The sequence below is a fragment of the Nonomuraea sp. NPDC052116 genome, from assembly GCF_040680035.1.
Lineage (GTDB): Bacteria > Actinomycetota > Actinomycetes > Streptosporangiales > Streptosporangiaceae > Nonomuraea > Nonomuraea angiospora_A.
The window spans coordinates 175,844-198,135 of sequence record NZ_JBFAWA010000019.1 but is presented as its reverse complement, the minus strand read 5'-3'; the positions used below and the strand labels follow the sequence as shown (position 1 = coordinate 198,135).

The 22,292-nt window shown below is 66.8% G+C and carries 44 protein-coding genes; 32 read left to right on the top strand and 12 right to left on the bottom strand.

Features of this window, described 5'->3' with window-relative positions; all coding sequences use genetic code 11:
• Positions 1–349: 349 nt before the first annotated feature.
• A complete protein-coding gene (locus AB0L65_RS33375; protein ID WP_364253443.1) occupies positions 350–619 on the bottom strand; it encodes a GntR family transcriptional regulator in 270 nt (89 codons plus the stop codon).
• A 114-nt stretch (positions 620–733) separates the two neighbouring features.
• Positions 734–994, bottom strand: coding sequence for a winged helix-turn-helix domain-containing protein (locus AB0L65_RS33370; RefSeq protein WP_364253441.1), 261 nt, complete (start codon positions 992–994; stop codon positions 734–736).
• A 175-nt stretch (positions 995–1,169) separates the two neighbouring features.
• Here AB0L65_RS33370 and AB0L65_RS33365 point away from each other — a divergent pair, with 175 nt between their 5' ends.
• The 3 genes from AB0L65_RS33365 (at position 1,170) to AB0L65_RS33355 (ending at position 2,097) form a co-directional block, all read left to right on the top strand.
• Entirely contained in the window at positions 1,170–1,433 is a 264-nt protein-coding gene (locus tag AB0L65_RS33365; RefSeq protein ID WP_364253438.1) for a hypothetical protein, read from the top strand.
• Positions 1,430–1,696, top strand: coding sequence for a hypothetical protein (locus AB0L65_RS33360; RefSeq protein ID WP_364253435.1), 267 nt, complete (start codon positions 1,430–1,432; stop codon positions 1,694–1,696). The genes AB0L65_RS33365 and AB0L65_RS33360 overlap by 4 nt, the downstream gene beginning before the upstream one ends.
• Positions 1,697–1,845: 149 nt before the next feature.
• On the top strand, positions 1,846–2,097 hold the full coding sequence (locus AB0L65_RS33355) for a hypothetical protein (RefSeq protein ID WP_364253432.1): 252 nt from the start codon (positions 1,846–1,848) through the stop codon (positions 2,095–2,097).
• A gap of 9 nt (positions 2,098–2,106) precedes the next feature.
• Here the strand turns inward: AB0L65_RS33355 and AB0L65_RS33350 are convergent, their stop codons facing one another.
• Positions 2,107–2,889: a GntR family transcriptional regulator gene (locus AB0L65_RS33350; RefSeq protein ID WP_364253429.1), complete on the bottom strand. Its 783-nt coding sequence runs from the start codon at positions 2,887–2,889 to the stop codon at positions 2,107–2,109.
• Between the two features lie 214 nt (positions 2,890–3,103).
• On the opposite strand from AB0L65_RS33350, the gene AB0L65_RS33345 reads away from it, so the two are divergent.
• From AB0L65_RS33345 to AB0L65_RS33210, 28 genes are all read left to right on the top strand, one after another.
• A complete protein-coding gene (locus AB0L65_RS33345) occupies positions 3,104–3,283 on the top strand; it encodes a helix-turn-helix domain-containing protein (protein WP_364253426.1) in 180 nt (59 codons plus the stop codon).
• A gap of 107 nt (positions 3,284–3,390) precedes the next feature.
• Entirely contained in the window at positions 3,391–3,600 is a 210-nt protein-coding gene (locus AB0L65_RS33340; protein ID WP_364253423.1) for a hypothetical protein, read from the top strand.
• Positions 3,597–3,923 (top strand): hypothetical protein, encoded by a 327-nt coding sequence (locus tag AB0L65_RS33335; RefSeq protein WP_364253420.1) that lies wholly within the window; start codon positions 3,597–3,599, stop codon positions 3,921–3,923. Before AB0L65_RS33340 ends, AB0L65_RS33335 begins: the two co-directional genes overlap by 4 nt.
• Complete coding sequence (locus AB0L65_RS33330) at positions 3,920–4,105, top strand: hypothetical protein (RefSeq protein WP_364253417.1); 186 nt, start codon at positions 3,920–3,922, stop codon at positions 4,103–4,105. Before AB0L65_RS33335 ends, AB0L65_RS33330 begins: the two co-directional genes overlap by 4 nt.
• On the top strand, positions 4,102–4,293 hold the full coding sequence (locus AB0L65_RS33325) for a hypothetical protein (RefSeq protein WP_364253414.1): 192 nt from the start codon (positions 4,102–4,104) through the stop codon (positions 4,291–4,293). The genes AB0L65_RS33330 and AB0L65_RS33325 overlap by 4 nt, the downstream gene beginning before the upstream one ends.
• Positions 4,290–4,535, top strand: coding sequence for a hypothetical protein (locus AB0L65_RS33320; RefSeq protein ID WP_364253411.1), 246 nt, complete (start codon positions 4,290–4,292; stop codon positions 4,533–4,535). The genes AB0L65_RS33325 and AB0L65_RS33320 overlap by 4 nt, the downstream gene beginning before the upstream one ends.
• Positions 4,532–4,963: a hypothetical protein gene (locus AB0L65_RS33315; RefSeq protein WP_364253408.1), complete on the top strand. Its 432-nt coding sequence runs from the start codon at positions 4,532–4,534 to the stop codon at positions 4,961–4,963. The genes AB0L65_RS33320 and AB0L65_RS33315 overlap by 4 nt, the downstream gene beginning before the upstream one ends.
• 114 nt (positions 4,964–5,077) lie before the next feature.
• A complete protein-coding gene (locus AB0L65_RS33310; RefSeq protein WP_364253405.1) occupies positions 5,078–5,266 on the top strand; it encodes a hypothetical protein in 189 nt (62 codons plus the stop codon).
• A gap of 101 nt (positions 5,267–5,367) precedes the next feature.
• Positions 5,368–5,625 (top strand): hypothetical protein, encoded by a 258-nt coding sequence (locus tag AB0L65_RS33305; protein WP_364253402.1) that lies wholly within the window; start codon positions 5,368–5,370, stop codon positions 5,623–5,625.
• Positions 5,622–6,965 carry a hypothetical protein gene (locus AB0L65_RS33300; protein ID WP_364253400.1) on the top strand — a complete coding sequence of 448 codons (1,344 nt, stop codon included), beginning with the start codon at positions 5,622–5,624 and terminating at the stop codon, positions 6,963–6,965. Before AB0L65_RS33305 ends, AB0L65_RS33300 begins: the two co-directional genes overlap by 4 nt.
• Positions 6,966–6,980: 15 nt before the next feature.
• Positions 6,981–7,130: a hypothetical protein gene (locus AB0L65_RS33295; protein WP_364253397.1), complete on the top strand. Its 150-nt coding sequence runs from the start codon at positions 6,981–6,983 to the stop codon at positions 7,128–7,130.
• Positions 7,127–7,447 (top strand): hypothetical protein, encoded by a 321-nt coding sequence (locus AB0L65_RS33290; RefSeq protein ID WP_364253394.1) that lies wholly within the window; start codon positions 7,127–7,129, stop codon positions 7,445–7,447. Before AB0L65_RS33295 ends, AB0L65_RS33290 begins: the two co-directional genes overlap by 4 nt.
• Complete coding sequence (locus tag AB0L65_RS33285; RefSeq protein ID WP_364253391.1) at positions 7,444–9,588, top strand: hypothetical protein; 2,145 nt, start codon at positions 7,444–7,446, stop codon at positions 9,586–9,588. The genes AB0L65_RS33290 and AB0L65_RS33285 overlap by 4 nt, the downstream gene beginning before the upstream one ends.
• A gap of 226 nt (positions 9,589–9,814) precedes the next feature.
• Positions 9,815–9,970, top strand: a complete 156-nt coding sequence (locus AB0L65_RS33280; protein WP_364253389.1) for a hypothetical protein — start codon at positions 9,815–9,817, stop codon at positions 9,968–9,970.
• 18 nt (positions 9,971–9,988) lie between these two features.
• Positions 9,989–10,348: a hypothetical protein gene (locus tag AB0L65_RS33275; protein ID WP_364253386.1), complete on the top strand. Its 360-nt coding sequence runs from the start codon at positions 9,989–9,991 to the stop codon at positions 10,346–10,348.
• Positions 10,345–10,545: a hypothetical protein gene (locus AB0L65_RS33270; protein WP_364253383.1), complete on the top strand. Its 201-nt coding sequence runs from the start codon at positions 10,345–10,347 to the stop codon at positions 10,543–10,545. The genes AB0L65_RS33275 and AB0L65_RS33270 overlap by 4 nt, the downstream gene beginning before the upstream one ends.
• Before the next feature lie 19 nt (positions 10,546–10,564).
• On the top strand, positions 10,565–10,888 hold the full coding sequence (locus AB0L65_RS33265; protein ID WP_364253380.1) for a hypothetical protein: 324 nt from the start codon (positions 10,565–10,567) through the stop codon (positions 10,886–10,888).
• Positions 10,889–10,978: 90 nt separating this feature from the next.
• The gene (locus tag AB0L65_RS33260) at positions 10,979–11,158 is read left to right on the top strand and encodes a hypothetical protein (protein WP_364253377.1); all 180 of its coding nucleotides are present in this window, start codon (positions 10,979–10,981) and stop codon (positions 11,156–11,158) included.
• Between the two features lie 294 nt (positions 11,159–11,452).
• Positions 11,453–11,680 carry a hypothetical protein gene (locus AB0L65_RS33255; RefSeq protein ID WP_364253374.1) on the top strand — a complete coding sequence of 76 codons (228 nt, stop codon included), beginning with the start codon at positions 11,453–11,455 and terminating at the stop codon, positions 11,678–11,680.
• A gap of 60 nt (positions 11,681–11,740) precedes the next feature.
• Entirely contained in the window at positions 11,741–11,902 is a 162-nt protein-coding gene (locus AB0L65_RS33250) for a hypothetical protein (protein WP_364253371.1), read from the top strand.
• A gap of 63 nt (positions 11,903–11,965) precedes the next feature.
• Positions 11,966–12,178, top strand: a complete 213-nt coding sequence (locus tag AB0L65_RS33245; RefSeq protein ID WP_364253368.1) for a hypothetical protein — start codon at positions 11,966–11,968, stop codon at positions 12,176–12,178.
• Positions 12,179–12,185: 7 nt separating this feature from the next.
• Positions 12,186–12,335 (top strand): hypothetical protein, encoded by a 150-nt coding sequence (locus tag AB0L65_RS33240; RefSeq protein WP_364253365.1) that lies wholly within the window; start codon positions 12,186–12,188, stop codon positions 12,333–12,335.
• A 1-nt stretch (position 12,336) separates the two neighbouring features.
• Positions 12,337–12,480, top strand: a complete 144-nt coding sequence (locus AB0L65_RS33235) for a hypothetical protein (protein WP_364253362.1) — start codon at positions 12,337–12,339, stop codon at positions 12,478–12,480.
• On the top strand, positions 12,477–12,716 hold the full coding sequence (locus AB0L65_RS33230; protein WP_364253359.1) for a hypothetical protein: 240 nt from the start codon (positions 12,477–12,479) through the stop codon (positions 12,714–12,716). The genes AB0L65_RS33235 and AB0L65_RS33230 overlap by 4 nt, the downstream gene beginning before the upstream one ends.
• Before the next feature lie 120 nt (positions 12,717–12,836).
• Complete coding sequence (locus AB0L65_RS33225; protein ID WP_364253356.1) at positions 12,837–13,967, top strand: adenosylhomocysteinase; 1,131 nt, start codon at positions 12,837–12,839, stop codon at positions 13,965–13,967.
• Positions 13,964–14,509 carry an NUDIX hydrolase gene (locus AB0L65_RS33220; protein ID WP_364253353.1) on the top strand — a complete coding sequence of 182 codons (546 nt, stop codon included), beginning with the start codon at positions 13,964–13,966 and terminating at the stop codon, positions 14,507–14,509. Before AB0L65_RS33225 ends, AB0L65_RS33220 begins: the two co-directional genes overlap by 4 nt.
• 312 nt (positions 14,510–14,821) lie before the next feature.
• Positions 14,822–15,190 carry an NUDIX domain-containing protein gene (locus tag AB0L65_RS33215; protein WP_364253350.1) on the top strand — a complete coding sequence of 123 codons (369 nt, stop codon included), beginning with the start codon at positions 14,822–14,824 and terminating at the stop codon, positions 15,188–15,190.
• 196 nt (positions 15,191–15,386) lie between these two features.
• Entirely contained in the window at positions 15,387–15,590 is a 204-nt protein-coding gene (locus AB0L65_RS33210; protein WP_364253347.1) for a hypothetical protein, read from the top strand.
• Here AB0L65_RS33210 and AB0L65_RS33205 read toward each other — a convergent pair.
• Positions 15,575–15,877, bottom strand: coding sequence for a hypothetical protein (locus AB0L65_RS33205; protein ID WP_364253344.1), 303 nt, complete (start codon positions 15,875–15,877; stop codon positions 15,575–15,577). The genes AB0L65_RS33210 and AB0L65_RS33205 overlap by 16 nt on opposite strands.
• 171 nt (positions 15,878–16,048) lie before the next feature.
• Between AB0L65_RS33205 and AB0L65_RS33200 the strand changes: the two genes are divergently transcribed.
• Positions 16,049–16,321: a hypothetical protein gene (locus AB0L65_RS33200; RefSeq protein WP_364253341.1), complete on the top strand. Its 273-nt coding sequence runs from the start codon at positions 16,049–16,051 to the stop codon at positions 16,319–16,321.
• 73 nt (positions 16,322–16,394) lie between these two features.
• Here AB0L65_RS33200 and AB0L65_RS33195 read toward each other — a convergent pair whose 3' ends face one another.
• From AB0L65_RS33195 to AB0L65_RS33160, 8 genes are all read right to left on the bottom strand, one after another.
• Positions 16,395–16,589: a hypothetical protein gene (locus AB0L65_RS33195; protein ID WP_364253338.1), complete on the bottom strand. Its 195-nt coding sequence runs from the start codon at positions 16,587–16,589 to the stop codon at positions 16,395–16,397.
• Positions 16,590–16,600: 11 nt separating this feature from the next.
• Positions 16,601–16,972 (bottom strand): hypothetical protein, encoded by a 372-nt coding sequence (locus AB0L65_RS33190; protein ID WP_364253335.1) that lies wholly within the window; start codon positions 16,970–16,972, stop codon positions 16,601–16,603.
• 107 nt (positions 16,973–17,079) lie between these two features.
• Positions 17,080–17,817 (bottom strand): CHAP domain-containing protein, encoded by a 738-nt coding sequence (locus AB0L65_RS33185; RefSeq protein WP_364253332.1) that lies wholly within the window; start codon positions 17,815–17,817, stop codon positions 17,080–17,082.
• Positions 17,801–17,938 (bottom strand): hypothetical protein, encoded by a 138-nt coding sequence (locus tag AB0L65_RS33180; RefSeq protein WP_364253329.1) that lies wholly within the window; start codon positions 17,936–17,938, stop codon positions 17,801–17,803. The genes AB0L65_RS33185 and AB0L65_RS33180 overlap by 17 nt, the downstream gene beginning before the upstream one ends.
• A gap of 604 nt (positions 17,939–18,542) precedes the next feature.
• On the bottom strand, positions 18,543–18,866 hold the full coding sequence (locus AB0L65_RS33175; protein ID WP_364253326.1) for a hypothetical protein: 324 nt from the start codon (positions 18,864–18,866) through the stop codon (positions 18,543–18,545).
• A gap of 120 nt (positions 18,867–18,986) precedes the next feature.
• On the bottom strand, positions 18,987–19,355 hold the full coding sequence (locus tag AB0L65_RS33170) for a hypothetical protein (RefSeq protein WP_364253323.1): 369 nt from the start codon (positions 19,353–19,355) through the stop codon (positions 18,987–18,989).
• Positions 19,348–21,090, bottom strand: coding sequence for a hypothetical protein (locus tag AB0L65_RS33165; protein ID WP_364253320.1), 1,743 nt, complete (start codon positions 21,088–21,090; stop codon positions 19,348–19,350). The genes AB0L65_RS33170 and AB0L65_RS33165 overlap by 8 nt, the downstream gene beginning before the upstream one ends.
• Positions 21,091–21,201: 111 nt before the next feature.
• The gene (locus AB0L65_RS33160) at positions 21,202–22,281 is read right to left on the bottom strand and encodes a hypothetical protein (RefSeq protein ID WP_364253317.1); all 1,080 of its coding nucleotides are present in this window, start codon (positions 22,279–22,281) and stop codon (positions 21,202–21,204) included.
• Positions 22,282–22,292: the final 11 nt, after the last annotated feature.

Below are 22,292 nucleotides of genomic sequence, written 5' to 3'. Positions count from 1 at the left end.
CGGCTACGCGGGAACGCCGGCCTCGTCTAGATCGTTTCTCCTTGAGATCGGTGACTGCGGCCAAGGGGGCGTACATGGGGCTCACGCCACGGAGTCATTCATGGCAATGGGGCAAGGCACGCGCCGAGATGCAGGTCACCGCGGTCACAGCGGCGGCCCCGCTCCTCGTTCTTGGCGTCGTGGCCGCGATCATCAGAGATCAAATGTTTATGCAGGTGGGCGGTACTGGGTTCGAACCAGTGACCCCTCGCTTGTAAGGACCGCCCGGATGTTTTGACCACCAGGGTTATCTCGTATCGCCGCAGGTCAATCGCGGGATCGGTGTGCATTCGGGAGCGTTCGCGGGTGCTCAGTGGGGGAGATCGTCTCCCAGTCCTCTCCCGCGCTCCTGGCGCGGCACCACGAACGTCCCTTTGCCGGGAATCGCCCGCAGATAGCCGTCATCCTTCAATTTTCCAAGAACCTTACGGACCGTCCCTCTTGCAACACCAAACTCCTGTTCTAGGTGAGTGATGCTCGGAAGAGGCATTCGAGGCTTGTAAGCGCCGTTTTCGATGCGTTCGCGCAGAATGTCGTACATCTGCTGCCACACGGTCTCATCTGGCGCCCACTCGATCATGAGGCAGACCGTAGAAGGGCAGGACAGTACCTGGTCCGCCGAGACAGGGCATGGCAGGGCATGACCTAGCGTGCCCTGGTTGGAATGCGGAACAGGTCTAACAAGATCGGCAACTCAGCCGGCGCCCTCGCTGGACGCTTGGAGCTTCTCGGCGGCGCCCTCAAGCACGTAACTGCCGGTTCCGGACTCTGTCTCAACCAGGCCCGCTTCGCGTAGTGCTCTGTGCACCTTCTGCGCGACGGTGTTGGACATGCTGAATTCCTGCATCAGTTCATGCACTGTCGGCACCCGGTCGCCAGGCTGCAGTTCGCCCGTGCGAATCCGTTCGCAGATGACGCTAAAGGCGTGCCGCCACTTTGATCGACTCGGATGCACACGATCACCATGGCGGGATGTACCTGGGCAAACATAGGTACACCTAGACGCCCTGTACTACACGTGGGGATGGTTTAAGACACCTTGACGTGGCAGACTGTGGCCAGAAATTGAACGGGCCCACCAGCGCGGGAACGCTGACGGGCCCATTGATCGCACGTCGGAGGTGCGACCCTTGGAACAGCCTACGGATGGCGACCAGCCTGCCCAACCCCGCGAACTGCTGCACTACGACACCTGGGCGGACGAGGAGGGCTACCACGCCCGCCTCTTCCAGGAGCTACCTCGGGATGCGCTCGACTACGGGTGCGTGCAAGAGATCTGGGCAACTACGGAGACCGAGTTGATCCAGGAGGCCGCCCGCAACAGGGTCAAGGTGTGGACGTGGGAGTCATCCGGCCTCGGCGAGCTGCCGTTCCGGACGGGAGACCTGTCGTGAGCGACGATCACACCGCCGCGGAGTCGCTCGACCAGGACACGGTCACCCCGGACGACATCATGCGTGCCCATCAGGAAGCAATCGACGCCGGAGGGGACCGCATCACGCTCGAAAGCAAGCTGAAGGCGGCGATCGAGGACGCGGGCGGCACCATCGATGACCTGGCGCGCGTCTGGACGCTGCACAACCAGCGCAAAGCCAGATGGGCCGCATACCGTGAGCAGCTCAACCGCCCCGCCCAGTGGCAACGCCGGGTGACGTGAACCCATGAACGTCCGGCTCCCGTGGCCTTCAGAACGAGCGGGAGCCGGGCATACAAGCCGCCCTCGTCCGGGGACTGGAGGGGGACCCGGGCGGGGGTGCTTCAATCCCCTCCGAAGCGTTGCGACCGTCCATCCCCCCAGGAGAACCAATGGCCGACGCCCTCATCTCCCTCATCGGCAGCATTCTTGGCAACCCAGCGGTTTTGGCGCTCATCGTCGGCTACATCGTTGTCTACATGGCGACGTGCATCGTCAAGCCGTACCGCATATGCAAGGCGTGTAACCGATCTAAGGAGACGCACTCCAAGCTCTTCCCGGGCGCGTTCGGAGCGTGCAGGGCGTGCAAGGGCGTCGGCTACCACCTGCGGGTCGGCGCCAGGATCCTCGGCCGGAAGCTCTGACGCCTGTTGTCAGTCTGGGATGTTGTACGGGAAGGACCAAACGAACCGCGACGCCGCGTGAACGCCCTCTGCGTACTCGACCACCCTGCCACCGGCCGTAAGCGCAACGCGATGCACCTCTACGACTGGCTCACCGGGCGGAAGCTTCAAGCGCGCGGCTTCCTCAACGGTCGGCATGCGCGCGAATAGGTCCTCTACCATCCGGCGAGGTTCGAGGCCCCTCTCCGTGAGAATCGTGTATCCGCCCCCTCTGCCGGCAATCCCAGGACGCGGGTCGGCAATAGGCGTGCCCTCGACATCCTCGGGCCGGTAGTAGCTGGTCATGGTGTGCGTGGGCTGGCCATCGCTGGTCATCAGGCGGTCACGCTTAACCACCTCGGAACCCAGTTCGACGCCAAGCCCTGCCGCAACCCGTTCATCGGCAGGCACGCGCTCGACTGTCTGCGTCTGGCCGCCCTGGCGAGTGATCGTATCGCCGCCGTCGTTCTCATCCTGATGGGCCTCGGTCGTCGTAACGGCCCAGCGGGACCGCGCGTAGCGGTGTGGCCCAACGCGCCGCACTTGGTGCGCTTCTCGGACGTACGCACCAGAACCGTAACGGGTTCTTATAAGCCCCTCGGTGCTGAGCTGAGCGACAGCCTTCGATGCGGTGTTGCGGCTCACGCCGTACTGCTCCATGAGATCTCGCACAGTGGGCAATTTCGCGCCAGGGCCGAACCGCCCGTCGGCGATGGCTGCGCGGAGGTCTGCGGCGATACGACTGGCAGACCCAGTCTGCGGCTCGGGACTCATGACCCTACGTTAACAAATTGTCGTAGGCCAATTTCAAGATTTTTCAAGCATCCTAGGCCGATCTCCTTGACAGCCCACAAGCATCATATGATGCTTCATCATAGGATGCTTTCCCTGGGATTCCCGAGGATCCCGCATCGACTCACGTATGTCCGCTTTGGGGAGGTTTGCTTTGACGGCCAGTCACACCGACGGGACGCCTGGTGAGCCCTGGATGCCAACTCGTGCCGTCGCGCGCCGCTGTGGCGTCACCGACGAAACAGTCCGCGACTGGAGGAAGTCGGGCAAGCTCCGCGCCAAGAGGACCCCTGGTGGCCACTACCGCTTCGACCCTGCCGAAGTAGACGCACTGCTGAAGGACGACACCGCTCCCGATGTCGAGGTGACGGTCTGATGGTCCAGAACTCCCCAGACATGCGAGAAGCGGCCCCTCACCGACAAGATCCGGGCCGCCGCTCGCGTGTCCTCCCTGACCAGTCAAAGTTCGGAAGGAACGACCTCATGATGACACATGCCGCCCCGGGGCACATCGTCGTGTCCTCGGAACAACTGCGCGGCCTCGCTGACGAGGTGGCCCTACTGTCCGCCCGCGTCTGCATGCTCCTGGACGCCGCCGGCGTGGACATCGCCCCGCCCACGGTGCTGCCGTCCAACGTCGCCCGACTCTCTGACTACCGGCCTCGCTCTCGCCGTCAGGCGGTGACCCGGTGAAGACCCGCACGGAGACCAACGCCGAGTGGCCTGAGGGCGTCATCGCCCGCTACCTCACAGTGGGCGGCGCGACTGTCGACGTCACCGAAGAGTCCCTCTACTACAACCAGACCGATCCGAACGCCAGTATCGCCACCTGCACCGGCTGCGGCGGCAAGGAAGTGGTCGAGTGGACCCAGCAGGCCTGGAGCTACTCCTCGAACCAGTACGTCGAGGAGACCGACGAGGGCGGCCAGTACTCCACGCCGAAGGTCCGCAAGTGGGCTCAGGCGCACGCCGAGAAGTGCCGGGCCATGCCTCGGCCGGAAGGCGGCGAGCGATGACGACCCGCACCTCTGACGAGATCAAGGCCGCGACCGACGAGGTCTACAACCTCATGAGCCGCCAGCCCAAGCGGCGCGGCTGGATACCCGCCCCGCCGAAATTTTCCATCGACATACTCGCCTGCACCAGCCCGTCCTGCTCGAACCGCCGCTGCTCCTGCTCTCGGGGGAGCCAGCGATGACCGACGTCGAGACGGAACTCCTCAACATCGAGCGGGACACCCTCGCCACGGCAAGAGCCACGCTCGCAGCGGCGGAGGACGTGCTCGCCGTCATGAACGCCGAATTGACCGAGCACCTGGCGACGTGGAACCGCTTCTGCGACTGGGTGGACGAGCTGGCCGGCGCCCGGAAGGCAGGCGCGCGATGAACGCCTACCGGCTCGAACTCATGCACAAGTCCCGCCCGACACTCCCCCTGGGCGTGAAACGCTTCCAAGCCCGCAGCCTGAACGACGACCTGCTGGGCTCCTGCACCGCATGGCTCGGCGACCTGGCCGAGCAGCACGCCGCGCCCATCCAGGACGCCTGCTACGGCCGGGTGTGGCGCGACGACAGCCCCGGCCTGGCCGTACTCGTCTGTTCTCTCGCCATCCCGGCAGGTGCGCGATGATCCGCATCGTCAAGGCGAGCACCCTGACCGCCCTGCAGCAGGCCGCCGGGGAGAGCGCGCAGCTCCGCGAAGACCTCACCGCCACCAAGCGCATGGTGGCCGCCTACAAACAGGAACTCGGGATCGCCCTCGAGGACATAGAGCGTTGCCAAGCCGTTCACGAGGACGTCAGGCAGCAGGCGCGCGACTGGGAGGCCCAGTACCACGCCGTAGCCGACGGCATCGGCAAGTGGGTCGGCCAGGTCCGGGCGAAGGTCGAGGACCCAGTCGCACGCACCGAGTTCCAGGGCGACCTGGCGCTCGGGCTCTGGCGGGCCTACCTCGACAAGGCGGAGGCCGAAGGGGAAGACGCCTTCACGGTGCGGCTGCTGAGGACGCTACTCGGACTCGGCGCCCCCGCAGAAGACGCGGAAGGCAGCACCCGATGACCCGCCCGGCTGCCGGAGAGAACCCGCCGCTGCGGCAGCCGGGCACCCCAAGACTCCCCGTCCGCGGCGTCGCGCGGACGGGGCTCACAACGACACCCCCTGAGGAAGGCCAACGTGACCACCAGAAGCACCTCCACCGCAAACGGCTCTTCTGTGGCGTGGGAGCAGACCGGCGAGGAACCAAACCTCGTCCTGCCCGGCTCTGTCCCGGTCGGCAACCTCTACTGCTTCGGCTGCCACCACAGCGCCCAGAACGCCAGATGGTCGGCTGCGACCACCCACGCCTCCAACTGCACCAAGTAGCCGACCAAGCCCGTCCGGCACCCACGCCGGCATCTCAGGGAGCAGGCCCTGAGCGGGCACGACACACCAGCCCTACAACCCCCTGTTGAACGGACCCCGACATGAAACCGCCTGTCACCGTCTCCCCGGAGGAGGCGGTCCCCAGCCCGACCGTCCCACCTGAGGTCCGCAAGTCGCTGCTGAGCCTCGCCAGCGACGGCGTCACCACCGTAGACGCCGCCGAAGAGCTCGGCCTGACCGCCCGCGACGCGATGCGGTATCTCCAGCTGCTGCGCGTCTCCGGACACGTCACCCTCCGGCCGACCGAGGACGGGCGAGGCGCGGAGTGGTGCCGGACCAGAACCAGGAGTACGAAGTGAACGCCGACACCGAGCGGACCACCCCCGCTACAGACGAGACAGCCGAACGCCGGCGCCCGTTCGCCGTGTTCCGGTCCGCGCAGGAGCGCGCTCGCGACAAAGCCGCGGCCCTCGCCGAGCGCGAGCAGGCCATGATTGAGGTCCAGCGTGCCCGCGATCAGCGCGAGTTCGAGGCTCTCGAAGCCGAGCGCGAGAAGGCGCGTCTTCGTCGCGAACTCGCCACCCAGGCCAAGCTGCAGCAGAACCAGGCCGCCGCGGAGCGCCGCTCTTTCCGGCAGCGGATCAGCCGCGCCGTCGTCCTCGCCTCCGCGAACGGCGGCGTGAACGCCGTAGCAGTGCTCGGCCAGGTCCTCGGGCTCACGCTCGGCATGGGCTGGCCCTGGTGGGTTGCAGTCCCTGTAGCGCTCGTGGCCGAATCGATCGCCGTCAACGTCGGCTACATCAGCCACGACAAGCTCATCAACGGCTACAGCGCCGGCTGGCTCCGCACTCTCTCCTACGCGATCGGCGTCGCCGTTGGCTGGTTCAACTACACCGAGAACGCCAACGTTCCGCTCACGAAGGAGTACGCGCTGGTCTTCGGTGCGTGCTCGCTCCTCAGTCCGGTGCTGTGGCAGATCTACTCGCAGTGGCGGCACTGGGAGGAACTCCGGCTGCAGGGCATGTTGGAGGCGCGGGCGCCGAAGTTCGCCAAGCTCCGCTGGATCATCCCGTCCCTGCGCGGTGAGACGTGGCAGGCGTTCAAACTTGCCGTTGCTGAGGGCATCCAGTCGCCCGAGGTGGCCATCGGTGAGGTCCGTTCGAGAATCGTCACGAGAACCGCCCGGGACACGCTCTATGCCGCCCGGGAGGAACTCGTCCGCGCACAGTCCGACGCTCTTCGGCTGGCTCTCGTCCAGTTGGCGGCGCTCGCCCACGACCTCGACGGCGAGGACCCGAGAGGAACCGAAGCCCGCCAGAACATCGCCGTCTTCCTGGCCCGCTTCCGGCCGTTCATCCCGGCTGTCGATCTCTCGGAACCTGACGCCGACTCGGCCGACGAGCCGGAACCCGTTGAGGAACCGACCGAGGAACGGAAGATGCCCACTGATCAGGACAATCAGCGGGCCAAGCGGTACGTGATCAACGCGGTTAAGCGCAGCAAGACCGTTCCCACCAAAGGCGCCGTCGCCTCCAAGTTCGGGTTCTCCGAGAGCTGGGGCTATGACCGCGTCGTAGAGGCCAAGCGAGAACTCGAAGACCTCGGCTGGACCTTCGATCCCAAGGGCAACCCGGTCGAACCTGGCGGGACCTTGGTCGGTTCCTCAAACGGTTCCCGCCCCAACCCCTCACACCCGTGATTTGGAGAACCTGTCATGACCCGCTACCAGGACCCGATCTGTGGCCACATCCACCTCCTGGAGGACCTGCCGAAGTGCCCCCGCCACGGCGTCAACCACAGCCGCGGATGCGAGGGCTGCCAGGCCGTGGCCGGCAAGACGCCGTGCGGAGGTGGCCAGTCATGAACGGCGTACTGGTTGCCTGTCTTGCTGTTCTGGCCGTGATCCTGTGCAGCACCCGTGAGACAGCCGACAACGCCCGCACCTGGAGCGAACTGTGGGCGCCTGCCAGAGCGAACGGTTGGAAGCGAGGGACCCTGCTGGCCATCGGCGGAGTCGGAAAATTGCTCCTGCTGATCGCCGGATGCCTGATCACCCTGGCGTTCGCCGTTGTCGCACACGCTGGACACGGGCTGTGGATCGTGTCCGCGGCCATCGCCGCTCACCTGAGTGACCTGCTGGCGCCTGCGCCCCTTGCTTTGCCGAGGTCGGAGACGAGATGACCCGCCCACTGCGTGCTGTCCCCAACCCGCTCGAAGAGCCGGAAGACGATGTGATGCTGGACTCCGAGGCCGACCAGGTCGCACAGGGCGAGCTCGTCGAGGTCGAGCAGCGGCTCCCTGCCGTGCTCGAACGGCGCGAGCCTGCACGAGCCGTCAACGGCGTTGAGGTCAACACGCCCTGGTCGTACGCCTTCCAAGGCAGGGCAATCTTCCCAGCGTGGTTGGTGCAACGGGAACAGCGGCGCGCAGCGATCAAGTGGGCTCGCGACCTGGTCATTCACGAGGCGGCATTCCATGCCGTCCGGCTCCCCCTTTACGGGCTGCGCCTGTGCATGTACACGCCCCGCGGCGTGGGCCGCAGCGTGGCCGCGTGGGGCCGGTGGGTGTCGGATTCGGAAGGCCGGCCGATGCGCCGCGCCAGCATCGTCGATGGCGACACCGGCCGCTACTCCGAACTCGTCGCCCAGCGCAACGCCCGCGTCCGGACCCGCAGCATCGTCACCGTAGGATCGCTCGGCTTGTCCGGGATTCTGCTGCTCATCGTCGCCATCGTGTGGCCGTGGCTGATGCCGTGGCTGGCTGCCGGCGCTATCGCCACGTTCGGGCGGGTCGGCCGACGCAAGGACAAGCCCATCGTCGAGCACGCCCGCATCGCCAACCCGAAGGCTCGGCGTCTCACTGAGGACGTGCTCACCAGGGCGTTCATCGCCGCTGGCCTGTGCACGCAGGAGGACCCGATCGGGCTGCTGCAGCCGATCCAGCGGGACGGCGCCGGCTGGCTCGCCTTCGTCGAGCTGCCGTACGGGAAGAACGCCGAAGCAGCGGTGAAGAAGAAGCTCGACATCGCCGGCGGCCTCGGCGTGCACGAGGTCCAGGTGTTCATGGACCGACTGCCCGGCATGAGCCCCCGCCACCTGCGCGTCTGGGTCGCCGACGTGGACCCGTACGCGAGCATGCCGCCAGTGACGCCGCTCCTCGCGATGGAAAGACTCGACTTCTGGAAGGGCTTCCCGTTCGGGGTGGACGCCCGCGGCCAGGTCATCTACCTGTCGCTGATCTGGTCGTCGCTGCTCGTGGGTGCCATCCCGCGGATGGGCAAGACGTTCGCCGCCCGCCTGCCCGCGCTCGCCGCAGCGCTGGACCCGTTCGTCACGCTCATCGTGTTCGACGGCAAGGGCGGCAAGGACTGGAAGGCATTCGAGCAGGTCGCCTACCGGTACGGGTCTGGCGTCCGCACGGTCATCGTTGAGCTACTGCTGGAGACATTGCGCGAACTGAAGGCGGAGATGGACCGCCGCTACGAGGTGCTGCAGGACCTGCCGGACGACATCTGCCCCGAAGGGAAGATCACCCCGGCGTTGTCGCGGAACCCGACGATGAACATGCAGCCGATCCTGGTGTGCATCGACGAGTTCCAGCGCTACCTGGAGAACGGCACGTTCGGCGAGGCCATCAAGGAAGTCATCGACGACATCGTCAAGACCGGTCCCGCGGTCGGCATCATGTTCGATGTCGCGACACAGAAACCGGACGGCAAGACCATCCCGACGAAGATCCGAGACAACATCGGCACCCGCTTCGCGCTCAAGGTGATGACCTTCCAGTCGTCCGAGGTGATCCTCGGAGCCGGGACGAGAGACGCCGGCCTGGACGCGAGCAAGTTCCAGCGCTCCCACAAGGGCGTCGGGATCCTGCTCGGCGCCGACGACGGTGAACTCGCCGACGCTGGCGGGCAGACGGTACGCACCCATCTGGCCGACTTGCGCACGGTCTCGACCATCTGCGAGCGGGGCCGTGACCTGCGCATCGCCGCCGGGACGCTGGCCGGGCACGCAGCTGGCGAGCAGATCGAGGAGCGGGTCACCATCAGCGTCCTAAACGACGTGGCCGGCGTGTTCGCCCGCGGCGAGGACCGGCTGTGGTCGGAAGAGATCTGCGAACGACTCGCAGAGGTGAACCCAGACGCCTACTCCGGGTGGGACGCCACCACGCTGGCCAAGATGCTCAAGCCGTACGGGCTGAAGACCGCCGACGTGTGGATCAAGGATCCGGAAGACGGAGGCTCCCCCACACGCAAGGGCCTCAAGTACGAGTGGGTCCTCGCGGCCCAGGGCGGACGTACCGGAAAGGGGGGCCGGTGACGCCTCGCTGCTGGGTCCGCTAGTGGGCTAGGTGGCAGGTCAGAAGCCATTGCGTTGCCGCTAGGCCTAGCGGCAATAGCGCTAGATCTAGCGGAGTTCTAGCACCCCTCAGGCCCTCGCAGAGCGGTGGTTGCGGAGACTCTCCCGGTCCTCTTCCCCGGCCGGGAGTGTGTCCGCGGCACCCCGCTCAACCAAGATCCCGTTACTTCCGATCGGAGAAACAGACATGAGACTCCCCTTCACCAAACGCCCGAAGGTGGGCTGCCCCAAGTGCGTCGACGGCCAGGTCGTCGTGACCGACTTCGCGATGACCAAGGGCAAGGTGCTCAAGGCCCGCGACTGCCCGTCCTGCAGCGGCAGAGGCACCCTCAAGCGCCGCTAACCCCGAGAGGAGATCGTGATGAGTCACGTGATACGGGTGTGCGCCGTCATCGTCTGGGCCGAACTCTGCGCCGCAGGGATATTGGCGGTGCCATGGCTGGCGCTCGCCGGCCGCCCCGCCCTGGCCTGGGTGGTGCTGGTCGCGCTGGCGGTGTGGATGGTCGGCGGCATCGTCGTCGTCGCCCTCGACCGCCGGCGGGACCCGTGGACGGCGCTGGCCCAGGAGCGTAAGAAGTTCGCGCTCAAGCGGGCTTCGGAAACCTCGGGCATCCGGCTGAAGCATCTTCTGTACGTCGAGGACGAGCAGGCCCAGAGCGGCCACGTCATCGACAAGCGCACAGGGCAACCGGTCCTCGCCGGCAGAGGTGCCGCGTCATGACCGGCAAGTGGACAGACCGCTGGCGGACGATCGTGAACGGCCACAGCGCCAAGAGCACCTTCACCAAGCGGACCGCCGAGAGGTACGCGCAGTACGCCAGCGACGAAGGCATGGCCGCCCACGCCGAGAGAACCAACCTGTGCCCCACCTGCGGCCTGCACGGCTGCCCAGGCGGCCAGGACTGCCCCGACGCATAACCCGAGAGGAGAAGCAATCGTGAAAGGTCAAGGCAAGAACCTGCTGGCGACGATCGGCTACGCGACCGTGGCGGTCGTCGCCGGGATCGGGCTCGCCGCGAGCGGAGGCATGGACGGCAAGTCGGCAACCTCCGACTCCAGGACGCTCTTCAAGGTCACCGAGACCAAGGACCAGCCCAAGAAGACGAAGAAGCCCCGCCTGGTCGGGGTGGTGTCCGGCCACACCGACACCGGCCTGCTGATCGCGCCTTTCAGCGACGCCCCCGTGGCCCCGGTCAAGGCCACAGCAGTGCAGCGCGAGAAGTGCCCGCTGGATGCCCGCTACCCGGACTGCCTCCGTTGATGCGGAGCGGCTGTTGGGGGTGCTCGCCACGACTAGGGGGCGTGGCGGGTGCCCGGAGCAGCCAGCTCCCATGACGAGAGGAGAACGATCGTGCCGGTGCAGACCGTCGAATACACCACCATCGGCGGCAAGACCGCGACCTGGACCCGCACACCCTTTGCCCGGGGCGTCTACGACGACCAGGAATGGTCCTGCGACGGCTGCGGCGACGACGGCGTCGGCAGTCGAGAAGACGCCAACCGTCACGCGACCATCTGTCGGGCGCGTTGACCTTTGCCCGCCCAGCCACTTCCCCGCTGGGCGGGCGTCCGGAGCAGTCAGCTTCACCATCCGAGAGGAGATCGACATGGCAGTCAAGCGGTGCCCTACCTGCGACGGCAGCGGAAAGGAGGAGAAGTGGGTGCACTCGGATCACAGCCCCTCCGAGCTGGTCGAGCAGACATGCGGCGGCGGGTGCCGAGGAGACGGCTGGATCGTCGTTGCTGATGCCAGTCACTGACGTTGCGGACACCCGCGCGGCGCTTCCCCGCTGGGCGGGTGCCCTGCCTGAGAAAGGAGCCCGTTATGGGCTGGTTCAGCAGCAAGAAGACGAGCAGCCCCGGCCCGCCGCCGATTCGGCGGGACCTGGTGCGCGAAGCGCTCAAGCTCGGCATGGAGTGGTACGGGGGCGACCCTGACGGCGACGATTTCGAGGCGAACCGGGACCGGTATTACCAGGCGCTGGCGAAGAGCACTCAAGCGGAGATCGACTACGTGGAGGCCGCTCTTGAACGGCACGGCTACCCGCCATGAAGCCGGTGGGCAGCTCGTACGCCGACCCGACAGTCCCGAAGTGGTGAAGAAAGGAGATCGATGCCTCAGGTCAAGTACTTCGTCCACATCTACGACGACAGCCCGTTCGCGGGCACCCCGCACGCCGTGTACAGCGACGCCGATCTCAAGCGGCTGACGCAGGCCGCCGCGGAGGCGGGCGTGCGGATCAGCGTCCGCGAAGCAACGGAAGACGACGAATAGAGCCGCCGTCCCCGGCCGCGGGCGCGGCTGGGGCTCCCGCTTCCGACCCGAAGGGAAGAGCACATGAGCACACACACCAGTACATACCGCACCGAGGCACACCAGATCGTCACCTGGACGTACGACTCGGGCACGTCGCAGACCAACCGCGTGTCACTGGACACCATCGGCACGTGGGCATGCGGCGGCTGCGGAACGCGCGGCACCGCAAAGCCATACCAGGCGCAGCTGCATGCCACTCAATGCCGAAAGACCAACGCCGAAGGCGACAGGTAGGGGAGCGATGTTCGACGACGACCCGAAGTACCGGGAGCTGCGGCGGATCCGCGAGGAGGAGGGCTACGACGGGCCTCTCGACGAGGATCTCCGCAGGGTGGATCCGGTCGACCCGCGCGCCCAGGTCTTGGACGCGCTGCGCAGGACGGGAGCGTGACGTGGACACAAACAGCCTGAGAGGCGCCGCCCTCGCGCTCGCCGGCGTGGCCGCGCACATCGCGGCCGAGACGACCGGCTCCAAGACGGCCACCCGCGTGGCGGAGTGGGTGGACGGCAAGTTCAGCGAAGGGGGAGAGAAGTGAGCACCGGCCTCACATACGAGAAAGCCCTCGCGGCGGCCCGGAAGGTCGGCAACGCAAACGCCGACGACGCAGGCTCGATGGCGCTGTACTGCGCCGACATCCTCCAACTCATGGTGGGAGCCGCGTCTCCCAAACTCGTATGGGAGGGCGCTCAGAAGGCCGGGATGACCCACCTGGAGCTAGCCCTCCTGGCACAGAAGAACCCGGCCAAGGTCCATGACCTGATGTGGGACTAGCCCAAAAGCGAGAGCCCCGGTCCCGCTTCCCCGCGGGCCGGGGTCTCACATCCGGCGCCCCGGTCTCTGGAGAGGCCGGGGCGCACAACCCCCAACCCCCGTCAACTGTAGGAGAGTCCCTTGCTAGAGGACTTCGAGCGCGGCCGTGTCACCGCGTTCTTCCGCAGGGTCGCCGACGCCATCCCCGTCGCCGACCGACCAGCCAGCCTGGTCATCACCCATCTGCTGGCCGAACGTCCCCGCTTCTTGGAAGGCGTCGCCCGCATCTCCGACGTCGCAGCCGTCCTGCCCAAGCCCCGCAGCATCAACGAAGCGGCGCTGCGGCATGTGCGCGCCGGCATGCAGGTCGACGACCTCAACAGGTCCCGGTTCGCTGACCCTGAGCAGGCTCTGGCCTACGTTGAGTCTCGTGCCGCCGGCCGGAACCTGGTGCTGCTCGACGTCGGCGGCTACTGGGCGCCCGCCCTGGAGCATCTGCACACGCACTTCTCCGGCCGGATCGTCGGCGTCGTCGAGGACACCGAGAACGGCCACCAGCGCTATCTGGAGTTGGGCAAGCTGCCCTGCCCGGTCTTCAGTGTCGCCCGCTCCCCGCTGAAGGAACCGGAGGACTACCTGGTCGGCCAGTCTGTTGTCTTCTCCACAGAGGCGCTCGTCCGCTCCCGCGACGACATCCTGAACGGCCGCCCTGCCTGCGTCATCGGCTACGGCAAGCTGGGCCAATCCATCGCGGCCATGCTGCACGCCAAGCACGTGGCCGTCACCGTGTTCGACATCGACCACGTGCGCCGCGTCCAGGCCCTCTCCCAGGGCTACCGCACCGCTTCGACCCTGTCCGAGGCGCTCTCTTCTGCCGGGATCGTCGTGTGCGCCACCGGCAACCTCGCGCTGAAAGAGGACGACTTCTCGCACGTCGTCAACGGCGCCTACATCGCGTCTGTCACCAGTTCCGAGGACGAACTGGAGTTGGCTGCGCTCAGTCACTTGTACGCGCGCAGCCTTGTCGAGCCGCACGTGACCCGCTACTCGCGCACCGGCCACTACTTCTACCTGCTGGCGGACGGCAACGCGGTCAACTTCTTGCACGGTGCCAGCGTCGGCCCGTTCATCCTGCTCGTGCAGGCAGAGATACTCGCCGCGCTCGCCCTTCTCGCCTCCGACGAGTACGCGCCGGGCATGTGGGAAGTTCCCGCCGAAGTCCGGCAGTCGATTGCGGCGACCTGGCTACGCCACTTCGATGGTGTGTCATGACTGTCACTCTCGACGAGATCCGCGGCGTCCTGGCTCGCTATCTCGACACCCACCCGGACCGAGCGCCGGACGTGTCCCGGCTGACGCACGCCCTGCAGCCGGGGCGTGATCTCACCTCGCGCAAGACGTTCCCGCTGCATGTGACGTGCAGCGCCGCCTGCATCGACGACACCGGACGCGTGCTGATGATCCACCACCGGGCGCTGGACCGGTGGCTGCTGCCCGGCGGCCACGTCGAGCCCGGCGACATCAGCCTGTACGGCGCTGCCCTGCGCGAGTTGGAAGAGGAGACCGGCATCCCTTGGCAGCACGCCGTCTCCCCGCCGGCGCACGACATTATCCCCGTGGACATCGACGTTCACGAGATCCCAGCCAACCCGGCCAAGGGCGAGCGCGCTCACTCGCATGCGGACCTCCGGTTCGCTTTCTGGGCGAAGGACACGGAGATCGTCATCCAGCCAGAGGAGGTCACAGCTTTTGCTTGGCGGCCCGCTGCCGAACTGCCCACACCTCGCCTTGCTGCGAGTGTCAGCAGGATCTGAGGATCTTCCGCCCTGGTCTCGTCTTCAGCACGAGGCCGGGGCGTTCTTGTGCGGTCAGCAGCCAGGGGCTTCCCTGGCCAGCCCTCTTCAGAAGCACGAGTTGAGAGACACGCACAGGGATTCGGCCACCAGCCCTCCCATCCAGCGACGACATGGCAGTGTGCGACACGGCAGCTCCGCGGCGCTCTACTTCAAGAAGCAGGCTGCGGATGGCCCGAAGGGAGCATAATGAAGAACCTCGTCGCTCGCCTGTGGCGACTCATCCGCGGGCCACTCCAGTGGCGGCTCCTGTGGCTGTGGCACGCAAAATTCATGGTCGGCGTCACCGGGATCGTCCGCGACAGCGAAGGACGCGTGCTCCTCCTGCGGCACCGCATGTGGCCCCCCGACCGGCAATGGGGATGCCCGACCGGCTACGCCAACAAGTCCGAGACATTCGAGGACACCGTCGTCCGCGAGGTACGCGAAGAGACCGGCCTAACCGTCAAGGTCAACCAGCTCGTTCACGTCAAAAGCGGATACAAGCTGCGGGTGGAGGTGGCCTACGAAGCCCAGTTCACCGGCGGCACACTCACCATCGACTCAGTCGAGATCCTGGAGGCGAAATGGTTCTCACCGCACAACCTCCCCGATGGGATCCAGGAGTCACACCGGATCCTGATCGAGCGCACCACCACCTGAGCCTGAGGCAAGGCCGCTCATCCTGCGTGGCCCCAAACGAGCACCTCGCCGGCAGCGTCGAGACAACGTGACGCCCCGGCCGCCTTCAGCGCGGTCGGGGCGTTTTGGTGGGGTGTCGGCATCCAGCGTCCCCGTGGCCGACTACCCCCACATGTCCAGACTATGACTTTTTGTCCGTTTTGCGTATTCTGCGGCCATGCAGTGCTGGCGCGGACCCGAAGGCATCATCGTCGAGGTCATCGTGCTCGACACCGCCCCGCTCTACCGCGTCTCCAAGGTCGTCAACGACACCAAATACTTCGTCGCCTACTGCGCCAACACCGAGCGGCTCGCCGAGCACGTAGACCTCGCCGACCTGTGCGAGGTCATCGACTTCCCCGCACCCTACGCCGCGCCCTGAGGACCGTCGCCACTGGCCGTGACAGCGTCCAGCGCCTTGCGGACGGCCTTGCGATCTTCCACCTGCTCCCAATCCGGATGCTCCTGGATCGCCACCGCCAGACGCCGGCACTCCGCTTGCAGCCTCATCCACTCTTGCTGCTGCTCCTCGCTCGCAGGCTCCGCCTCCCCGGCGGCCACGGTCGCGTGCGCTGGCAGGGTCCGGCTGACTGCGCTCAGCCGCTCCTGTGCGGCCAGGAAAGCGTGGCGTGCCTGTAGCAGCCCGTCAGGTATTTCAACGTCGGCCATGGTCGTCTCCCCGTTCGTGGTTCGGGAGGCATCGTAGACCGAACACGTGAGCGACCCGGGAATCGCCCCCGCGGGGTTGGCCGGATGCGGACGCAAGCAGACGTCAACCCTGCTGCAATCCCCGCCGTCACACTGATGGCACGTTCCATCCCCTAGCCCCAGGAGTTCGCAGTGCTCAAGCACTTCCTCGTCTCCACCGCTCTGGTCGGCGCCGCCTTGGTCGCCCCGGCAGCCCTCTCACTGCCCGCGTCCGCCGCCGTCCAGGTGAACGCCAGCTCCTCCGCGTGCACCTACGGGCGATCTGGGAACCACTGGAACTGCGTCACCCCGGGGGCCTACTGCCCGGCCGCCGCCCATGGCAAGTACGGGTACGCCAAGACGACGGGCAGGCGGTACAAGTGCACCCAGTACGACAAGGGCACGTGGAGGTGGAAGCGCGCCTGAGCTTCCCGCACAACGCAAAGAAGCCCGCCCCCCGAGGGGGGCGGGCTTCACGCTCCAGGGCGGTGACTGCACTCTACCGCTGGCGCTGCTCCGACTGGGCTGCGTTGGGGACGACGTACGTGATGCCCAGCGCGCCCAGCACGGCGAGACCGATGGTCACCCACTCGCCCGTCTCGATCACGCTGTCGCCCATTGCGACTGCCAGCGAGGCGGTACCAGCGGCGAACGCGCTGACGATGGCCTTGGCGGCACTTCCTACCTTGATCATGGCGTTCTCCCTCAGGATGCGGGGGTGGGAGTCGGGGACGGTACGACCGTCTTGCAGTCGTACGTCAGCGTCACGTCCGTGGTCTTGGTGCACGTCTCGACCGCGGCACCGCGCTTGTACACGACCGTCGCGGGCGCAGGCGGGATCACCGGGATGGCGTGCTTCGTCGGCAGGAACACGCGCCGCTCGCCGGCCTTGCACTTGCCGAACTGCGACCGGCGCAGGTTCAGCGGCTCCAGCAGCCGCATGGCACCGGTCTTGGCGTTGACGCAGACGCCGTACTGCTTGGGCTTGGCCGGCGCGGCGGAGCTCGCGGACGCGGCGCCGGTGGCGCCCAGGCCGACGACGAGTGCGGACAGGATGGCAGCGCTCTTGTAGCGCATGAGGATGCTCCTCGGGGATGGGGACACACGAAGAGCGCGCCGCATCTGGCGGCGCGCTCAGAGGAACCATCAACTGAGAGTTGGTGGTTCACGGTTCTCAGTTGCGGCTACAGGACCCGGAGCAGGGCCTGCCAGGTCTGCGGCCCGCAGATCCCGTCGACCTTGATGCCGGCGGCGTCCTGAATACCTCGGATGCCCTGCTCGTGGTAGGTCGTGAACGTGGTGTCGTCGATACCCTCGCTGATCGCGTAGTCGCGGGCGGCCAGCAGGTAGTGCATGGTCTTGACGTGCCAGCCCTTATCGCCGCGCTTGAGCGTGGGCAGCTTCTTCACGGCGACCTCCGTTGGGTTCGCAGGCTTAGGAGCCGGCTCAGGCTTGGCCGGCGGAACGTCCGGGTAGGCGGGACGCCCGAACCCAGCGATCGTTGAGCGAGAGCGGACGCGGCGCATGCACGCGTCCGCGGTGTTGAACTCGATCGTCACCACGCGCCCGTCCTTGAGGACGGACTCGACGATGCCCACGTGGTCGATGGCAGGGATGTTGCGCGTCCCCTGCCAGTCGAAGAAGACGAGGTCCCCGGCTTTCGGGGTCTGGTACCAGCGGCCGTTGTCGCGGAACCAGTCGGCCCACGATGGCGTGTAGGCGAACTCGCCCACCACCTTGCCGAGATCGAGCCCCGCAGCCACGTACGAAAGCGACATGGCGCACCAGGGGGCGCGGGCGAACGCCTGGTTGCCGTGCCGGTCGGCGTACCATTGCCCGAACTTCGTCCACCCGTCCGCGCGCTCCTGATACCCGATGTGCTTACGGCAGGCGGCGACCATCCGGTCACGAGTCGAGGGCATCGTCATCCTCCTGGACCTCGCTCACGTACACCGCGGACGGGTCCTGAGAGACGCGCTGCGGGCCATCGTCTTCGGTGAGGGCCGCATCCCCGTAGGGCTCGGGCGGGAGCGGTTCGGTCACGGTCAATCCTCCGGCTTGCATGAGTAGGTGGTGGATCCGGGCTCGGTGGGTGTGCACCGGTAGGCGATGAGGCCGACGGTGAACGTCCACGAGGACGGTGGCGGCCCGGTCTCCCCGCGGGGTCCTTGCTCGCCCCGAGGCCCTGGGCTGCCTTCAGGGCCTGGCTTGCCGTCTGAGCCGTCCTTGCCGACCTCGCCCTTGGGCCCCGGTGGGCCCGTAACGGTCGCTCCTGGCTCGCCTCGAGGCCCCGGGCCCCCTGCTACTCCTGGAGGCCCAGACGGGCCCACAGCACCGTCTTTGCCATCCCGGCCAGGTCTTCCGGGAGGCCCGCTCGGGCCGGCCGACCCGCGCGGGCCAACGATCGTCTGCCCGGGCGGACCAGTCTCGCCGCGCTCTCCCCGCGGGCCCGCGGATGGCGTGACGAGCGGCACCCCGCCGAGATTCTTCACCTGGTCGGACAGCACCTGCTGGTTCTGCTCAGACTCCCTGAGTTGCGCGCCCAGAGCGTTGATCTGGACCGACGCCCACACCCCGAGCATGGCCACGACAGCCGCGATCGCGATGATGAGCCAGTTGCGGCGAACCCTGCGCACATGCTCGCCCATCACGACCCGCCCTTCGCGGCGAGCCAGATCTGCACCACGATGGACACCATCATGAAAAGCGCCGGTAAGAGCCCCGCGTAGACAGCTTGTCTGGCGTTCGATCCGCGCTTCTCCGTCGCCGTGTCGATGCTCTGTTTGAGGGCTTTCAACTCTTCAGTGACTTGACGGCGCAGCTCTGCGACATCAGATTCCAGTTCAGCAAATCGTCTGTCGTCGTACCGCCGGTCTGCGGTGTACTCGGCGCGCTGCACCAGCTGGGCGAGCGTCATCGTGACGTGATCAATCCGGCGGGCGAGCTCACCCAGGGAAGGCTCATCGGCCACGTCACTCCTCGCTGAGGTAGGTGAGGTGCCGCCTGGGAGCACCCTCAAGGCCAGGCGGCACCGATCAGGGGGGCCGCCCGCGCCCGTAGGCGCGCATCTCGCCAACGCGGGCGGCCACGATCAGGTGATGTGTCCGGCGCCAGACAGGCCACTGACCAGCGAGTTGAATTTGCTGATCACGTCGTTGATGGCGTCTCGTGTGAAGGTTGTGTACGTGTCTCCAACCGAGCTGGACACGGTCCCCGGGTTCGGCGCCTTCGCCAGCATGTATTTCGTGCCGTTGATCGTTGAGCCGAAGATCTCGTTGTTGTTGGCGCCGATGTGCGCCTGCCCGGAGCTGACGGTCGGGATGGTCATGTTGGACAACCGCCAGCCCTTGGACGCCGCAGTGAGCGGCTCCCGGCTGCCGAGGAGCGCTTTCAGCTCCTCGATGTCCTTTTCCATCTGCCGTAGCCGCGCGGTCAGGTCGTTCGGATAGACGTCAGGCACCAGGAACCTCCGTTCCCTCCAACACGAGGCGTGCTTCCTCTTTGCCGTCCGCACGGGAGGTGGGCGTGACACCGATGCCGATGATCCGCCTGGTTTTCCACACGCTCCTGTGCCATTCGTTGTCGAAGTAGAACCGTCCGCTGTCGCCCAGCAGGTTCGGGTTGAGCGACGGGTTCTTGCCGAAGGTGACCGTCACCTGATCGACCCGCAAGGCGCCCGCCGCTCTTCCCGCCCAGAACGCGGCGTAGTCCTCCAGCGTGCCGACCTGGTTGACCGTGCTGTAGGACAACGTCCTGTCCAGGCGTGGCCAGCCCGCCGCCAGGTGGGCGGTCGCCTCGTGCACGGTGGACGTGAGTGGGGTGGAGGTGGTGGAGGCGTCGCCGCCCACGAGAGCGCCGCGAGCCCGCCACCGGGTGCCGCCGCGGAGGGCGTCAATCTCTTCGCTCCACTCCAGGATGTCGCCGCCGCTTCTCCCGTCGGCGAAGATGTGGGGCGGCGGGTCGAGAACACCTAACTGCGGGTAGCCCCACACCCACTTGCGGGTCAGGCTGCCCGACACCGTCTCAAGGTTGATCAACCATTCAAAGCCGCCATCGACTTGCGCGAGCTCCAGAAGGCGCTGCCCGTAGGTGGCGCCTTCACTTTCCAGGTAGGTCCTGTCTCTGAGTACCCCAGAGGTGCCTGTCTGGAGTGAGAGGGAAAGGTTCGCGTGCGACTGGCCGGCCAAGTGGGCGAGCAGGTTGCGGGCGATCTGGATCTGGTCCGTGCCCGTGTAGAAGAGGTCGTCCTGCAACTCGACCTTGGCGAGGTAAGCATCCAGGGTGGAGCCCCGCAACGCGATGGCTGGCGTGCCTCTGCGGCTGCGGGCGGGCTGGGCGGAGGTGATCCAGTACTCGCCCCAGCAGACGCCCTCTCGAAACACCTGCACGGTGATGACGCCCGGTCCGATACCGAGTTGGGTTTCGTCGCGGGGGATGATCTCGGCTACCAGGTCGCCCACCTTGCGATTGGGGATCGGGATCGTGGCGGAGAAGGCCCCAGGCTGCAAGATTCTCTTGTCGAAGGACACGTTGACCAGGTCCAGGTCGCCCAGGTAAGTGCGGTCCAGCAGGCGGGTGAACACGAACCTGTAGAGCGACGAGCCGGCGCCGGGCGCGAACGGCTGCACCACCGGCGGTTCGGGCGGGGCTGCCTCCGCCGACTCCACCAGCACCGTCAGCCCGGCGCCGAACTGGAACAGGGCAGAAGCGACATGTGTCTGGGAGGGGAGGGCCCCGTCGGAGGCGTAGACGCGCCACACCAGCGAGCCGCCCACCTCGTCCTCAGACTGCAGGTCGGCGGCTTCGGTGAATCCGGGCGGGGTGTTCCACGTGATGTGGACGCCCTCGGGCGGGATCGCCGCCACCCACCGCAGCTCTACCCCGGATGGCGTGGTGGGGGTAGCTGACGGCGTGAACACTGTGTCGTCCGCGTCGTACACGACGCCGGTGGCGACAGTCGGCTGCGACGTTTTCGCGCCCGCCACGGCGGCGATGACGGCCACGCCGTCCGCCGAGCCAGCCATCGTCACCTCGTACGAGGCCGGTTCGGCGGCTCTAGCGATCTTCCAGTACACGTCCACCGCAGACAGGTGTGTGGTCGGGCCACGCACCCCGCCGAGGAAGGACCAGCCGCCGGAGATGCTGATGGAGCCGACGCCGCCAGAGTCGATCGCGATGAACGCCAGCAGCATCATGCCCTGGCTCACACCCGTTGGGGCGGCCACGACGAAGGACGTGCCGTTGGGGCCGGTCGCGGACGACACGGAACGCAGGAAAGCGGTCAACGATTCACCGCCTCTCAAACGTCAGACGGTGGCGTGCCGCCACAGGATGTCGGCGCCCTCGGTGCCGCCCGAGGACACGGCGTAGGTGATGGTGTTGGACCCGGCCTGCAAGACGAAGTCGCTTACCGGCACGCTGTTCCCGGTAAGGGTGGACATTTTGTTGACGCCGCCCACCGTGACCGTGCCGAACTTCGTGTCGATCTCCATGAGCTGCCCAGACGTGAGCGTGATCGCGAACTGCAAGACGCGACCCATGGTCTGGTTGGTCAGCACCGGGTTCGTGGCCGGGCCCTCGATCCGAATGAGCGGATGTGTCGCCGCGTTGCCGGTGTTCGCCACAGTGACCGGCGTCCCAGTCGGGACCGTCACGCCCTCCTGGTTCAGTGAGTACAGGCGCGGATCCCCGCACGCGATCACCACGCCCACCGTCGGCAGGCCCGCGTTGTAGTCACCGTCCAAGGTCAGCGGCCTGTCCACAACCTGCCCATAAGCCAACTTGGGCGGCCCGTACGCTTTAATCACCAGCGGCAGCGGGCTGTCATCCTCGGGGATGCCGGTCGCGGCGAGGATCTGATCGATCAGCGTCTGAACCTGCGTGGGGTCGGCCGCCGAATCAGGCTGCAGCCTGAATGACACGATCCGCTGCTTGGCCAGCTTCCGAGCGTCCCACGCCCCGTGGCTGCCGGGCTTGTCCACGTTGAGGTTGTCGATGCTCGGGCTCGCATACCAGCCCTCAACCGGCAGCAACACCCCAACACTCGTCGATGGTCCCCAAAGGACGCCGTTCCACTCGACCTGCCCATCCGCCCCGGTAAGACTGTCTCCCGGTTTGACCGGAATCGACACGGCCAGCGCCGGCCATTCGCTGAGGCTCTCGAACGGCGGCAGGACGAAGTTCTGGTCCCGCGTGAACGTGAACCCCGGCCACTCGGAGATTGACTCGAAGTGCGGCAGGTTGACGTTGGCGTTCGGGGTGGTGACCGCGATTGGCGGCCACTCCGAGACCGACTCGAATGGGCCGAGCGTCAGGTTCCGCAGGCTGTACCGCAGCGGGTTCTTGATGGTGGCCGGGATCGGCTGGCCACGGCCGAGACGAGCCACGCGCCCTCCTC